Raw genomic sequence first — 14,895 nt, 5'->3', positions numbered from 1 at the left:
CGCACGATTACCGGCCCGATTTGCATTTTTTTGAGCTCATATGCCCTGCCCGTCGGCCCGAGGATGGCCGCTGCCCCTCAAGCCTGATAAAATCGCGCGCCTTCGCAGACCGTCAACGGCAGGGCCCTTTCCAAAAGCCCCCGCCCGCCCGGTCGTTACCCAGAAATCCCCCCTAAAGGCCTGGATCATGAGCAAGCAACCCTCCCTGAGCTACAAGGACGCCGGTGTAGACATCGACGCCGGTGAAGCATTGGTCGAACGCATCAAGAGCGTCGCCAAGCGCACTGCGCGCCCTGAAGTCATGGGTGGCCTGGGCGGTTTTGGCGCCCTCTGCGAAATCCCGGCCGGCTACAAGCAGCCTGTACTGGTGTCCGGCACCGACGGCGTAGGCACCAAGCTGCGCCTGGCCCTGAACCTGAACAAGCACGACAGCATTGGCATCGACCTGGTCGCCATGTGCGTCAACGACCTGGTGGTGTGCGGCGCCGAGCCGCTGTTCTTCCTCGACTACTACGCCACCGGCAAGCTCAATGTCGAGACCGCGACCCAGGTCGTGACCGGCATCGGCGCCGGCTGCGAATTGTCGGGTTGCTCCCTGGTCGGCGGTGAAACCGCTGAAATGCCAGGCATGTACGAAGGCGAAGACTACGACCTGGCCGGCTTCTGTGTCGGTGTGGTGGAAAAAGCCGAGATCATCGACGGCTCCAAAGTAGCTGCTGGTGACGCCCTGCTCGCCCTGCCATCGTCCGGCCCGCACTCCAACGGCTACTCGCTGATCCGCAAGATCATCGAAGTGTCCGGCGCCGACATCGAGAACATCCAGCTCGACGGCAAGCCACTGACCGACCTGCTGATGGCGCCGACCCGCATCTACGTCAAGCCACTGCTCAAGCTGATCAAGGACACCGGCGCCGTCAAGGCCATGGCCCACATTACCGGTGGCGGCCTGCTGGACAACATCCCGCGCGTACTGCCAAAAGGCGCCCAGGCGATTGTCGACGTGGCCAGCTGGCAGCGCCCGGCTGTCTTCGATTGGCTGCAGGAAAAAGGCAACGTCAACGAAACCGAAATGCACCGCGTGCTGAACTGCGGCGTAGGCATGGTGATATGCGTTGCGCAGGAACACGTTGAAACCGCACTGAACGTGCTGCGTGAAGCCGGCGAGCAACCTTGGGTCATTGGCCAGATCGCCACTGCTGCCGAAGGCGCAGCCCAGGTTGAACTGAAGAACCTCAAGGCTCACTGATGCCCCAGACCTGTGATGTCGTGGTGCTGCTTTCCGGCACCGGCAGTAACTTGCAGGCCCTGATCGACAGCACGCGCACCGGCGACAGCCCGGTGCGCATCGCTGCGGTGATTTCCAACCGCAGCGACGCCTACGGTCTGCAACGCGCCCGTGACGCGGGTATCGATACTCGCTCCCTGGATCATAAGGCGTTCGACGGTCGCGAGGCCTTCGACAGCGCCTTGATCGAACTGATCGACGCCTTCAACCCCAAACTCGTGGTCCTTGCGGGTTTCATGCGCATCCTCAGCGCAGATTTCGTCCGGCACTACGAAGGGCGCCTGCTCAATATCCACCCTTCCCTGCTGCCCAAGTACAAAGGCATGCACACCCACCAGCGCGCCCTCGACGCCGGCGACAGTGAGCATGGCTGCAGCGTGCACTTTGTGACCGAGGAACTCGATGGCGGGCCTCTGGTCGTACAGGCAGTGGTTCCGGTAGAGTCAGGCGACTCGGCGCAGACGCTTGCGCAACGGGTTCATACCCAGGAACACAGGATTTACCCGCTGGCTGTTCGCTGGTTTGCCGAAGGACGGTTGATTCTTGGCGACCAGGGTGCATTATTGGACGGCCAGTTACTCGCGGCCAGCGGCCACTTGATTCGAACCTAGGAGATTTTATGCGTCGCGCCCTGCTTTTCGCTTTTGCGCTGTTCGCTTTGCCTGCCGTACAAGCGGCAGACCTTCACCCCTTCTCCGTCAGCTACACCGCCGACTGGAAACAACTGCCCATGAGCGGTTCGGCTGAACGCAGCCTGAGCAAGAATGGCGACGGTACCTGGACCTTGAATTTCAAGGCCTCGATGATGATTGCCAGCCTGACCGAAACCAGTGTGATCCTGTTCGACAAGGACACCCTGCAACCCAAGAGCTACAGCTTCGAACGCGGCGGCCTGGGCAAGGCGAAGAAGATCAACCTGGACTTCGACCAGAGCGCCAAGAAAGTCACCGGCTTTGAAAACAAAGATCCGGTCAATGTCACGCTCGAAAGCGGCATGCTCGACAAGTCCACCTACCAACTTGCTCTGCAACGCGATGTTGCCGCGGGCAAGAAGAGCATGAGCTACCGCGTGGTTGAGGGTACTGATACCGATACCTACGACTTCCGCGTGATCGGCTCGGAAAAGGTCCAGACCAAGGTCGGTTCGATCGACGCGATCAAGGTCGAGCGCGTGCGCGACCCGTCGCAGAGCAAGCGCATCACGCAGATGTGGTTTGCCAAGGACCAGGGCGGCATTCTGGTTGCCCTGCGTCAGGTCGAGACTGACGGCAAGGAATACAACATCATGCTGCAGGATGGCACCGTTGACGGTAAGGCCGTCAAAGGCAGCTGATTGCTGATGCACCGAAAAGAGCCTCGCTGAATGCGGGGCTTTTTTTTGCCTGGGATTTTTAGGGGACGACACTCCCGCTATCGCAGGCAAGCCAGCTCCCACGGTGGAATGCATTCCAAGGTGGGAGCTGGCTTGCCTGCGATAGCGGTGCCGAGGTCAACCTAGCCAACCTGAACATGAAACTTTTGTCATAAAGCCGCTGCGATGGCGACGCAATGCCTTGGTTTACAAGGCTTGCAGCATTGTTGCGTTCCCCGCAATGAATTATTGCGCGCAAAATCAGTTTACTTAGCAAGCTAACAAATCATATAACAGAGGCCTGCGACGACTTGCCGCAGATCAACCAGAGATTGGAGCAAGCAGATGACTGTAAAAGTAACTGAACGCGACGATGAACATATGTCCCATGAAGCAGTAGGCCACGGGATTCACATCTGGGATGTCCATCAGCAAGACGTATTGGTCGGCATGTTTCACAACGAGAGCGACGCCCACAACTATAAAAACGAGCTCGAAACTCTCGAACTGCAACGCCAGGCAAAAAGCTCCTGAAGCTCTGAAATCATGTGGACGCCCGGCCCACGCAGCCGGGCCGTTTACGAGAAACCGCGCCTTTGGGGCGCGGTTTTTTTGTCAATAATCGCCATAAATTAATGTAACAAAAACACACACAAATAATGATTCTCGATATCATTCGTTCGCTTTTCATTCAGGCTCACGAATCAGGGAATCAATTAGATGCATGGAAATAGCAGCAAGCCAGAAAACGCGTTACTGGAACGCTGGAGCGAAGCACTTGCCACTGCGCAATTTAAGGCCAGCCACGTCAGCCTCGAAGCCCTGATCAATACGCTGGCACCTGCCGCCGAACGTAGCTTCCAACGCCTGATCCAAGCATTGTTTCGTGAAAGCCTGCTGGACCCCAGCACTCTCCTTTATGACGAACATGGCCATTGCTCGCTGACACTGGCTTGCCAGGCCCGATTGCGTTTCGAACATTTGCACCCTGGCCGCATGGCAAGCTGGGACCTGCGTGGCGAAGTCATCCTGTTGCGCGAAGGCCAGCCCGAACAGAAAATCCAGTTCCCCTCACAGTTGTTGACGTTGCTTAACGCCAGCCTCGAGTCGCCTGCCGACCGGGAAGTGCTAAACCGCCTCAACGTAGAGATCGACGACAGCTTCATCAACGACACCTTGTGCCTGGCCTTCCATGAGCAATGGACGCTCAAGCTGCATGCATCCCTGGGCCCGGAGCATCAAGACAATCTGCTGAGTCATCTCAAAAACAGCCCGAGCGTTATCAACCCGACTTCCGTGCTTGAACAGTGGGGAACACTGGGTCACCCATGGCATCCCAATTACAAGACCAAGCTGGGCCTGAATACCGAGCAAGTCATCGACTATTCGCCAGAGTTCGAAGCACGCTTCCCGGTGCTGCTGTGCGCGCTGCATCGCCAATTTGCCCATGTCGAAAAGTTGGCCGGTACCGCCGATTACTGGCAGTGGTGGAGCGAGCACTTCCCGCAAGCGGCACAGCAATTGACCGCAGTCCTGCAAGCACAGGGCCTTCAGGCAGGCGATTATCTGCCATTGCCCGCCCACCCCTGGCAGGCACGCCAGGAACTGCCCCAACTGTTCGCCAACGAAATCGGCGACAAACTGCTGGTGCTGACCGATATCGTCGCGTTTACCGCCCACCCCACCATGTCATTCAGAACCGTGTTGCCTGAAGGGCGTTGCGATGCGCCTATGGTCAAACTGCCCGTGTCGCTGCGACTGACCAGCGTGCAGCGCACCGTCTCACCGCGCTCAGCGCGCATGGGCCCACGGATCAGCCATTTGCTGCTGGCCATCCTGGAGCGCGAGCCTGCGATTCAGAAAATCCTCAGCATCGTTCCCGAGCGGATCGGTGTGCATTTCCAGCCACAACCGGCCAATGACGAGCACTCCCGCCACTTGGCGGTGCTCTATCGCGACAATCCCCAGAGCCAGCTCCAGCCGGACGAAATGGCCGTGCCGGTGGGCAGCCTGTTTGCCATTGATCAACACGGCCAGCCGCTGCTGCGCCAATGGGTGCGCCTGAGCCAAGGCAAGGACGACGCGGCGGCCATGCTCGCCTTCTTCCATGATTACGCGGCGATCAGTGTGCCGGCGCTGCTGGGCATGTATTTGCGCTACGGCATCGCGTTTGAGGCCCATCAACAGAACTCCTTCATGGTGATGGCCGCAGACGGACAATTGAGCCGTCTTCTGTTGCGCGACTTCGGCGATATCCGAATCGACCGCAAAACCTTGCACGCCCACGGCCTGGACATTGAACTGCACGACCCGAAGATGACGCTGTACGACGACGCAGGTTTCGTACGGGACAAGCTGCTGCACACCGTTTTCATGTGCCATCTGGGCGAGCTCATCCTGCTTGCCGCGCGCGACTTCGACATCCCCCAGGCGCTGCTCTGGAATGAACTGTCGGCTCAGGTCAGCCAGTGTTTTGACGACATGCGCTCGCAGGTTGATCCGCAGCGCTGGGCCACCGAGCGCAAAGCACTGCTGGAGCAAGCATGGCCGGCCAAGTCGTTCATGCGAATGCGTCTGCTGGAGAGTCATGCCGATATCGTCGGGCGGTTGCCTAACCCGTTGAGCGCGGCCGCCAATGCCGACTAACAACACAGCGCTGCGGCTGCTGGTGGTGATTCAGTTGGTGTCGATGGGGGCGATGGAAATGAGCGGCCCGTTCTGGCCGCTGCAAATCCAGAAGTTGCTGGGCACTGCAAATGCCCAGTACACCGGCCTGCTGTCTTCGCTGGTGTATGCCGGGCCGATGATGGCAGCGATGATTCTCACACCCATGTGGGGGAAGCTGGGCGACCGTACCGGCCATAAGCCCATGATCATCCGCGCGTTGCTGGCACTGGCGGTGTGCCAGGCGCTGGCTGCGATAACGCCTGATCCGTGGTGGCTGGTGGTCATCCGCGTGGTGCAAGGTGCGTTGGCCGGCTTCATCGCCGCAGCCCAAGCCTACGCACTGGCCTGCTGCGGCGACGGCGGACGGGGGCACATTCTTGCCAGGCTGCAATCAGCCACTGCTGTAGGCTCCCTGGCCGGACCGGTATTGGGCGGCTGGCTCATGGACATATCCGGTTTCGCATTGCTGTGCTACAGCGCCACCGTCGTCTGCCTGTTGTGCGCGATAATCAGCGCGTTTTTACCCAGCGACTCACCACGATCGAGACCTGCCCGCACGTCCAAGCCTGCCGCACTCCCCAGAGGCTGGATTGGCGCGATGCTGGGGATCATCGTATTGATCCAGGCAGCCAGGATGATGCCGCAACCGTTTTACGCCTTATATGTCGCCCAGGTTTTGCACGCGCCCGCGTGGCTGATCGGCGCCAGCTATGGCGCCAGTGCCTTGACCCTGGCACTGTCCGCGCCGTTGTGGGGCCGCCTGTTCGATCGACATCAGCCAGCCCATACGCTGCGCATCATCGAGTGGGTCACCTGGGCCTGCGCGCTCACGCTGGCCTGCACGGCGCTGGCCAGTGAGTGGTTGGGGTTCATCGCCAGCAGGCTGCTGTGGGGCGTGTGGCAGGGGGCTTTGTTGCCCGTGGCCTACACACTGATCGCCACTACCGTAGCGCACAGCCAGCAGGGTTTTGCCCTGGGCATGGGCAACAGCGCCGCGAAAGCTGGTGCGCTGTGCGGCGCATTGTTGGGCGGTATCGGCATGGGGTGGGTAGGCCTGGCACACAGCTTCTGGCTGGTCGCACTGACCTATGCCTTGGCCGCCGTGAGTATCCGCGCCATCCGTTCGTTTGCGCGAGCGCCTGAGACATCCGATTTTTCTGTCAATACTTCTAATAACTCTGAGACATGATCATGAACACATCGCAATGGGCAGTACTGCTGCCACTTCTTGGGTCAATAAGTGCCCCTGCCTGGGCCGATCAGACAGAGCAGACACAGGCAGCCCCGACCAGTCTGCAACTGCAGGCGACAGTGGTATCGGCCACGCGCAGCGAAACCAGCATTGCGCAGATTCCAGGCTCAGTGCAGGTGATCAATGAAGCGCAAATCCGCCAGCAGACCGGGGCAGGACGTCGGGTTGCAGATATCCTCGGCCAACTGGTGCCTGGCATTGCCCCTTCCAGCGGCGGCATGAGCAACTTCGGCCAGACGCTTCGCGGGCGCAATACCCTGATCCTGATCGACGGGGTTTCGCAAAACGCCACGCGCGATAACTTCCGCCAGCTCAACAGCGTGGCACCGGAAAGCATCGAGCGTATCGAAGTGATCTCCGGCGCCAGCAGCGTCTACGGCGCAGGCGCATCGGGCGGCATCATCAACATCATCACCAAACGCAACCAAGGTGAAGACCTGGCGTTCAGCAGCAAGATCGGCATGACCGCCGGCAACAACCTCAGCCACAAGGGGTTCGCTTACCAGGCGTTCCAAAGCGCCACCGGGCGCAAAGGCCCGGTGGACTGGTACCTCTCGGGCAACACCGTGCAGCGCAACGATCAGTTCGACGGTAATGGCAAGCGCATTCCCCAGGACACGTCCCAGGGCAGCAACATGGACACCGATACCTACGACCTGCAAGGTCGCTTCGGCTATGAGCTTGATGACGACAAGAAGATCAGCCTGTCGCTGCAAGACTACAAGGACGAACAAGACACCCGCTACACCAAGAACCCCCGCATCACCAGCAACGCAGTCGCCGTAAAAGGCCTGGACCTGGGCGACCAACCCTACACCCACAACCAGGCGGTCAACCTCAACTACGCCGACAAGGATTTCTACGGCCAGGGCCTGCAGATCGAAAGCTACTGGCGGCGGGCCGACGCCCTGTTCTTTCCAGACCTGTCCCGAGGCCGGGCAGGCGTGTCAGATAACAACAGCGTGCAGGACGTCTACGGCCTGCGTGCAGCGGTCGATACCCAGATGCCGGACATCGGCCCGGCAACGGGCAACCTGGTATGGGGCGCGGACTACGACCATGAAACCTCACGCCAGCGTGGCGACCAATACCGGGTCAATGGCCTGACCTACACGAAAACCGGTACCACGTTCGAACTGGGTCCAGATATCGAGACCACCACCAAAGCCATCTTTGGCCAGCTCTCCTACGACATCGACAACTGGACCTTGCGCGGTGGCGTACGTCGCGAATGGATTGAAAGCAAGGTCTCCGACAGCATCGCATACGGCGAAATCGTCCAGACCGGCAACCGCGCGACACTGCCCGGCGGCACGCTCAAATACGATGACACGCTCTATAACCTCGGTGCGGTGTACCACCTGACCGACAACCAGGATGTGTTCGTCAACTTCAGCCAGGGCTTTTCCCTGCCGGATATCCAGCGCTTCCTGCGTGACGTGAACAGCAAATACGATATCCAGGACCTCAATGCCCAGGCCTTGAAGGTCGACAGTTACGAGCTGGGCTGGCGTGGCGACTGGGACAAGTGGCAGGCCAGTGTCACCGCGTACGAAAACACCTCGGATGTCACGCAGTTCTATGATGCCAATGATCGTGTGCTGCGCCTGATCAATCAGAAAGAACGCGTGCGTGGCGTCGAAACCGGCCTGACCTATAACATCACCGACCAATGGTCCGTCGGTGGTACTTACGCTTACGCCAAAGGCGAGACCCAGCAGAACGGCAAGTGGATCGACCTGCCTGCCACCCGCATCTCCCCCGCCAAGACCACAGCGTTTGTCGGCTACGAGCGTGACGACTACAGCCTGCGCTTGCAGGGGATGCGCCTGGCCAATTATGACGCTGCGGCCAAGGACAACAACGGTCGCGATATCCAGGGCTACACCCTGGTCGACCTGCTGGGCTCGGTAAGGCTACCGGTAGGCCGCCTCGAAGGTGCGGTGTACAACCTCACCAACCGCAACTACCAGAACATGTTCGCCCAGGCCAACGCCCGCGCACCGTACCCGAATGCCGAGGGTCGTACCTTCAGCCTGAGTTACGCAGTGGATTGGTAACCGGTTGGTGCTGCACGCTTAAAACACAAACCCCGCCTTTTGGCGGGGTTTGTCATTTCCAGCGGCTTACCACATCAGATCATCAGGGATCTGGTAAGCGGCGTACGGATCATCCTCGTCCGGCACCTGGCTTTCGGTGAGGATGTTGAGCTGCACGATACGCTCCGGAGCGCGCTCCTGGATTTTAAGCGCCGCTTCCCGCGGGATCACCTCGTAGCCGCCGCCGTGGTGCACGATAGCCAGGGAGCCGTTGCTCAGCTTGTTGCGCATCAGCGTGTTGACCGACAGGCGCTTGACCTTCTTGTCATCCACGAAGTTGTAGTAGTCCTCGGTGGTCAGCTTGGGCAGGCGCGAGGTCTCGATCAGTTGCTTGACCTGGGCGGTACGCGCCTTGGCTTCGGCTTTTTCCTGCTGCTGACGGTTCAGCTCCTGGTCACGCTTGACCTTCTCGGCGTGTGCCTCAGCAGCCAGGCGCGCCTGGGTATCATCGACTTCGGCCTGGCCCTTGTGGACCAGGCGCTGCTGTTTCTGTTTCTCTTTGCCGACCTGCTTGGCCTGCTTTTGGTTGACCAGACCTGCTTTGAGCAACTGGTCGCGAAGGGAAAGGCTCATGGTGCTTACTCACTTAGGCAACTGCTCAACCGCAGTTGGACACATTCTTTTCCTGACGTTTGGCTTCACCCCAGAGGGCGTCCAACTCTTCGAGGGTGCAATCTTCTATGGGTTGGTGTGTATCGCGCAATGCCTGTTCGATAAATCGGAAACGTCGTTCGAACTTGGCATTGGCACCGCGCAAGGCAGTTTCCGGGTCGACCTTGAGGTGACGGGCCAGGTTGACCGCGGCAAACAGCAGGTCGCCGACTTCATCGGCGATGGCCGCCGCATCGTTATCGGCCATGGCTTCGAGCACTTCGTCCAACTCTTCGCGCACGTTGTCCACCACCGGCAACGCGGAAGGCCAGTCGAAACCAACCTGGCTGGCGCGCTTTTGCAATTTGGCCGCACGGGACAACGAGGGTAAGGCGGTGGGCACATCATCGAGTAGGGAGAGTTGCTCGGGAACGTCGGACTTTTCTGCGCGCTCCTCAGCTTTGATCTGCTCCCAGCGCTCCTTGACCTGTTCTTCGCTCAACTGCGGGATATCCAGCGGTGCGTACAGGTCGCCGGTTGGGAACACGTGAGGATGCCGGCGAATCAACTTACGAGTGATGCTGTCGATCACGCCGGCAAATTCGAAGCGCCCTTCTTCCCGGGCCAGTTGGCTGTAATACACCACCTGGAACAGCAGATCGCCCAGTTCGCCTTGCAGATGGTCAAAGTCGCCGCGCTCGATGGCGTCGGCCACTTCATAGGCCTCCTCCAGCGTGTGCGGGACGATGGTCGCGTAGGTTTGCTTGATGTCCCACGGGCAGCCGTACTGCGGGTCGCGCAGGCGGCTCATCAGGTGCAGCAGGTCTTCGAGTGAATACATCGTATCTCTTTCCGCTGAAAATCCAATGTGGGAGCTGGCTTGCCTGCGATGCTTGCGACTCGGTGCTTCAGTTAAACCGAGGTGATGCTATCGCAGGCAAGCCAGTTCCCACAGAAAACAACTCCACATGTCAGTCGGCTGTCATCCTGCTAATCATGGGGTGCGGTTGCGCCGGGTTTCGATGATGTTCGGCAACTGGGAAATCCGCCCCAGCAACCGTCCCAGTGCGTCCAGCCCCGGAATCTCGATGGTCAGGGACATCAATGCAGTGTTGTCTTCCTTGTTCGAACGGGTGTTGACCGCCAGCACGTTGATCCGCTCGTTGAGCAGCACTTGCGAGACGTCACGCAGCAAGCCGGAACGGTCGTAGGCACGGATGATGATGTCGACAGGGTAAGTGAGCACCGGCACCGGGCCCCAGCTGACCTGGATGATCCGCTCCGGTTCGCGCCCGCCCAGTTGCAGCACCGAGGCGCAATCCTGGCGGTGAATGCTCACACCACGGCCTTGGGTGATGTAGCCGACAATGGCGTCGCCCGGCAACGGCTGGCAGCAGCCGGCCATTTGCGTCATCAGGTTGCCCACGCCCTGGATCTGGATATCGCCACGCTTGCCCGGCTTGTAGCCAGTGGCTTTGCGCGGGATCAGCTCCAGCTGTTCGTTGCCGCGCTCAGGCTCGACCAGTTGCTGGGCCAGGTTGACCAGTTGCGCCAGGCGCAGGTCGCCCGCGCCGAGGGCGGCAAACATGTCTTCGGCGATCTTCATGTTGGCCTTTTCGGCCAGCTTGTCGAAGTCCACCTGAGGCAGGCCCAGACGCGCCAGTTCGCGTTCAAGCAAGGTCTTGCCGGCGGCGACGTTCTGGTCGCGCGCCTGTAGCTTGAACCAGTGGACGATCTTCGCCCGCGCCCGCGAAGTGGTGATGTAACCCAGGTTCGGGTTCAGCCAGTCGCGGCTCGGCGTACCGTGCTTGCTGGTGATGATCTCGACCTGTTCACCGGTTTGCAGGCTGTAGTTGAGCGGCACGATGCGCCCGTTGATCTTGGCGCCGCGGCAGTTATGCCCGATTTCGGTGTGCACGCGGTAGGCGAAGTCCAGCGGCGTGGCGCCCTTGGGCAAGTCGATGGCGTGGCCGTCAGGCGTGAAGATATAGACCCGGTCCGGCTCGATATCCACCCGCAGTTGTTCGGCCAGGCCGCCGATGTCGCCGAGTTCTTCGTGCCATTCCAGCACTTGGCGCAGCCAGGAGATCTTCTCTTCGTACTGGTTGGACCCGGCCTTGACGTCGGTGCCCTTGTAGCGCCAGTGCGCGCACACCCCCAGCTCGGCCTCTTCGTGCATGGCGTGGGTGCGGATCTGCACTTCCAGCACCTTGCCTTCAGGGCCGATCACGGCGGTGTGCAGCGAGCGGTAGCCGTTTTCCTTGGGGTTGGCGATATAGTCGTCAAATTCCTTGGGAATGTGCCGCCACAGGGTGTGGACGATACCCAGCGCGGTGTAGCAGTCGCGCATTTCCGGCACCAGCACGCGCACCGCACGCACGTCGTAGATCTGGCTGAAGGCCAGGCCCTTGCGCTGCATTTTGCGCCAGATGGAATAGATGTGCTTGGCGCGGCCGCTGATGTCCGCGTCCACGCCGGTGGCCTGCAGCTCCGAACGCAACTGGCCCATCACGTCGCTGATAAAGCGCTCGCGGTCCAGGCGCCGCTCATGCAGCAGCGTGGCGATCTGTTTGTACTGGTCAGGTTCCAGGTAGCGGAAGGACAAATCCTCCAGCTCCCACTTGATATGGCCGATGCCCAGGCGATGGGCCAGCGGCGCGTAGATGTCGAAGACTTCGCGGGCCACACGGTTGCGCTTTTCATCATCGGCGGTCTTCACCGCACGGATCGCGCAGGTACGCTCGGCCAGCTTGATCAGGGCGACGCGCACATCGTCGACCATCGCTACCAGCATTTTGCGCAGGTTTTCTACCTGGCCCTGGGTGCCCAGCACCATGGACTGACGCGGGCTGAGGCTGGCACTGATGGCGGCCATGCGCAGCACGCCGTCGATCAGCTTGGCCACCACCGAACCGAAACGCTGGCCAACGGTGGCCAACGGAATATGCCCTTCGCGCACGCCGCGATAGAGCACGGCGGCGATCAGCGAATCCTGGTCCAGCTTGAGATCGGCGAGGATCTCGGCGATTTCCAGGCCAGTGCGAAAACTTGAAGTGCCTTCGGCCCACAGGTTCTTGGCCGCATTGTCTTGCTGTTCAGACTCACGAGCGAACTCGCAGGCTGCTTTCAAGGCTTCACGGTCCAGTGCCGGGTCGACACTGACGGCATGATCCAGCCATGCCTCGAGATTGATACTGCCGTCGGTGTTGATCGGCTGGTGTGCTCTCACCTGTACCATCTTGCTTACCTTCCCTACGACGCACCTTCGATGCGCCAAAATCATCGCCGACTTTACTGCGAGCTCCGTGGCAGTGTTCAGGCCCTGGAGAACGCAGGCCAGTCGGATTAAACGGGCATCCTAGCCCGCTTCAAATAACGCCATGGCCTCGACATGCGCGGTCTGCGGAAACATGTCGAGGATCCCGGCACGCTTTAGCCGGTAGCCTTGCTTGACCAACTCAACCGTGTCCCGCGCCAGCGTGGCTGGGTTGCAGGACACATACACCAGGCGCTTGGCCCCCAAGGCGGCAAGTTTGCGCACAACCTCCAGGGCACCATCGCGGGGTGGGTCCAAGAGTACCGCAGAAAAGCCCTGTTTGGCCCATTCTGCGTCGGTCAAAGGCTGGGACAAATCGGCCTGAAAAAACTGTGCGTTATGCAAATGGTTGCTGACGGCATTGAGGGCCGCACGGTCCACCATGGCCTGTACGCCCTCCACCGCCACCACTTCGCGTACGTGGCGAGCCAGTGGCAGGGCGAAGTTGCCCAGGCCGCAAAACAGGTCCAGTACCCGTTCGTCGGCTTGTGGCGCCAGCCATTGCAGCGCTTGGGCGACCATCGCCTGGTTGACCCCGGCGTTGACCTGCACAAAGTCGCCCGGCCGGTACGCCAGCTCCAGATCCCACGCCTCCAAACGGAAGCCCAAGGCCTGACCCGGCTCGACGGGCTCCGGCTGCCCTTCCCCGTGCAGCCACAATTGGGCGTCATGGAAGGTGCAGAATTCCTTGAGGATCTGCAGGTCAGCCTCGGACAACGGCGCCATATGCCGCAGCAACACGGCGATGGACGAACCGCTGAACAACTCGACATGCCCCAACGCCTGCGGTTTACTCAAGCGACGCAGCATCGTTGGCAAACGCTGCATGATCGGTTGCAAGGCCTGTACCAGCACCGGGCAATCATCGATAGCGACGATGTCCTGACTGGCCACGGCGCGAAAACCCACTTCGAGTTTCTTTGCCTTGGCGTCCCAACGTACGGCCACACGGGCGCGGCGCCGATAACCGAACTCCGGCCCGCTCAACGGCGCTGCCCACTCCTGTGGCTCGACACCGGCCACCCGGGACAATTGCTCGGCAAGCATGCGCTGTTTCAGGGCAAGTTGTTCTTCATGGGGCAGGTGCTGCACGCTGCAACCGCCGCAGCGGCCAACATGGGCGCAGGGTGCCGGGCGACGCAACTCGCTGGCCTGGAACACCCGCTCGGTGCGCGCCTCGACCACTTTGCCATGGGCGCCCAACACCCGTGCTTCCACCTCTTCGCCGGCCAACGCACCGTTCACAAACCAGGTGCGGCCTTCAAAGAACACGATGCCCCGGCCATCATTGGCCAGACGCTCGATGGTCAGGCGCTGTTTCTTGCCCACGGGTATCTGTGGGGCCCGGCTGCCGCCCGTCGGTTGGAAGCGCAGGCCTCTCTCGTGCTTGGCCATCAGTTGGGTTCGTCGAAAATGCCGGTCGACAGGTAACGGTCGCCTCGGTCACAGATGATCGCGACGATCACCGCGTTTTCCACTTCTTTGGACAAGCGCAACATACCGGCCACGGCGCCACCGGAGGACACGCCGCAGAAGATGCCCTCTTCACGGGCCAGGCGGCGCGTGGTGTCTTCGGCTTCGCGCTGGGCCATGTCGATGATGCGGTCTACCCGCGTCGCGTTGTAGATCTTCGGCAAATACTCTTCGGGCCAACGACGAATACCCGGGATGGCCGCGCCTTCCATCGGTTGCAGGCCGACGATCTGGATCGCCGGGTTCTGCTCCTTGAGGTAGCGCGAGTTGCCCATGATGGTACCGGTGGTGCCCATGGAGCTGACGAAGTGAGTGATGGTGCCCTGGGTCTGGCGCCAGATCTCCGGGCCGGTGCTGGTGTAGTGCGCCTCGGGGTTGTCGCCATTGGCGAACTGATCGAGCACCACGCCACGGCCTTCGGCGGCCATGCGCTCGGCAAGATCACGGGCGCCTTCCATGCCTTCTTCCTGGGTCACCAGGATCAGCTGGGCGCCATAGGCGGTCATCGCCGCCTTGCGCTCGGCGCTGCCGTTGTCGGGCATGATCAGCACCATCTTGTAACCCTTGATCGCTGCGGCCATGGCGAGGGCGATCCCGGTGTTACCCGAGGTGGCTTCGATCAGGGTGTCGCCGGGTTGGATCTGCCCACGCAACTCGGCGCGGGCGATCATCGACAGCGCCGGGCGGTCTTTGACCGAGCCGGCCGGGTTGTTGCCCTCGAGTTTGAGCAACAGGGTATTGCTGGTTTCACCCGCCATGCGTTGCAAGCGGACCAGGGGCGTGTTGCCGACACAATCGGCGATTGTTGGGTACTGCAAGGTCATGGCGTATTCGCAATCCAGACTGCGGGGCGCACATCAT

General features: G+C 60.6%; 12 protein-coding genes. 7 read left to right on the top strand and 5 right to left on the bottom strand.

Features of this window, described 5'->3' with window-relative positions; genetic code table 11:
* Positions 1-187 precede the first annotated feature (187 nt).
* From purM to AC1RAC_RS24320, 7 genes are all read left to right on the top strand, one after another.
* Entirely contained in the window at positions 188-1,246 is a 1,059-nt protein-coding gene (purM, locus tag AC1RAC_RS24350; protein WP_014719398.1) for a phosphoribosylformylglycinamidine cyclo-ligase, read from the top strand.
* Complete coding sequence (gene purN / locus AC1RAC_RS24345; RefSeq protein ID WP_003193061.1) at positions 1,246-1,896, top strand: phosphoribosylglycinamide formyltransferase; 651 nt, start codon at positions 1,246-1,248, stop codon at positions 1,894-1,896. Before purM ends, purN begins: the two co-directional genes overlap by 1 nt.
* 8 nt (positions 1,897-1,904) lie before the next feature.
* Positions 1,905-2,618, top strand: a complete 714-nt coding sequence (locus AC1RAC_RS24340) for a DUF3108 domain-containing protein (RefSeq protein ID WP_014719399.1) — start codon at positions 1,905-1,907, stop codon at positions 2,616-2,618.
* 363 nt (positions 2,619-2,981) lie between these two features.
* Entirely contained in the window at positions 2,982-3,170 is a 189-nt protein-coding gene (locus AC1RAC_RS24335; RefSeq protein WP_003193064.1) for a hypothetical protein, read from the top strand.
* A 186-nt stretch (positions 3,171-3,356) separates the two neighbouring features.
* Positions 3,357-5,282 carry an IucA/IucC family protein gene (locus AC1RAC_RS24330; protein WP_492617054.1) on the top strand — a complete coding sequence of 642 codons (1,926 nt, stop codon included), beginning with the start codon at positions 3,357-3,359 and terminating at the stop codon, positions 5,280-5,282.
* Positions 5,272-6,492 (top strand): MFS transporter, encoded by a 1,221-nt coding sequence (locus tag AC1RAC_RS24325; protein ID WP_236282741.1) that lies wholly within the window; start codon positions 5,272-5,274, stop codon positions 6,490-6,492. The genes AC1RAC_RS24330 and AC1RAC_RS24325 overlap by 11 nt, the downstream gene beginning before the upstream one ends.
* Before the next feature lie 2 nt (positions 6,493-6,494).
* Positions 6,495-8,615, top strand: coding sequence for a TonB-dependent receptor (locus tag AC1RAC_RS24320; protein ID WP_054897824.1), 2,121 nt, complete (start codon positions 6,495-6,497; stop codon positions 8,613-8,615).
* Between the two features lie 66 nt (positions 8,616-8,681).
* Here the strand turns inward: AC1RAC_RS24320 and AC1RAC_RS24315 are convergent, their stop codons facing one another.
* The 5 genes from AC1RAC_RS24315 to cysM all read right to left on the bottom strand — a co-directional run bounded on the left by AC1RAC_RS24315 (position 8,682) and on the right by cysM (position 14,858).
* On the bottom strand, positions 8,682-9,227 hold the full coding sequence (locus AC1RAC_RS24315) for a DUF2058 domain-containing protein (RefSeq protein ID WP_014719402.1): 546 nt from the start codon (positions 9,225-9,227) through the stop codon (positions 8,682-8,684).
* A gap of 25 nt (positions 9,228-9,252) precedes the next feature.
* A complete protein-coding gene (mazG, locus tag AC1RAC_RS24310; protein ID WP_492617053.1) occupies positions 9,253-10,086 on the bottom strand; it encodes a nucleoside triphosphate pyrophosphohydrolase in 834 nt (277 codons plus the stop codon).
* Between the two features lie 153 nt (positions 10,087-10,239).
* Entirely contained in the window at positions 10,240-12,483 is a 2,244-nt protein-coding gene (gene relA / locus AC1RAC_RS24305; RefSeq protein ID WP_005790193.1) for a GTP diphosphokinase, read from the bottom strand.
* Positions 12,484-12,603: 120 nt separating this feature from the next.
* The gene (gene rlmD, locus AC1RAC_RS24300; protein WP_034128319.1) at positions 12,604-13,956 is read right to left on the bottom strand and encodes a 23S rRNA (uracil(1939)-C(5))-methyltransferase RlmD; all 1,353 of its coding nucleotides are present in this window, start codon (positions 13,954-13,956) and stop codon (positions 12,604-12,606) included.
* Entirely contained in the window at positions 13,956-14,858 is a 903-nt protein-coding gene (cysM, locus tag AC1RAC_RS24295; RefSeq protein WP_034128318.1) for a cysteine synthase CysM, read from the bottom strand. The genes rlmD and cysM overlap by 1 nt, the downstream gene beginning before the upstream one ends.
* Positions 14,859-14,895 lie beyond the last annotated feature (37 nt).

This window comes from Pseudomonas sp. GW823-FHT02F05, from assembly GCF_058797315.1.
This window is presented reverse-complemented; position numbering and strand designations above follow the sequence as displayed.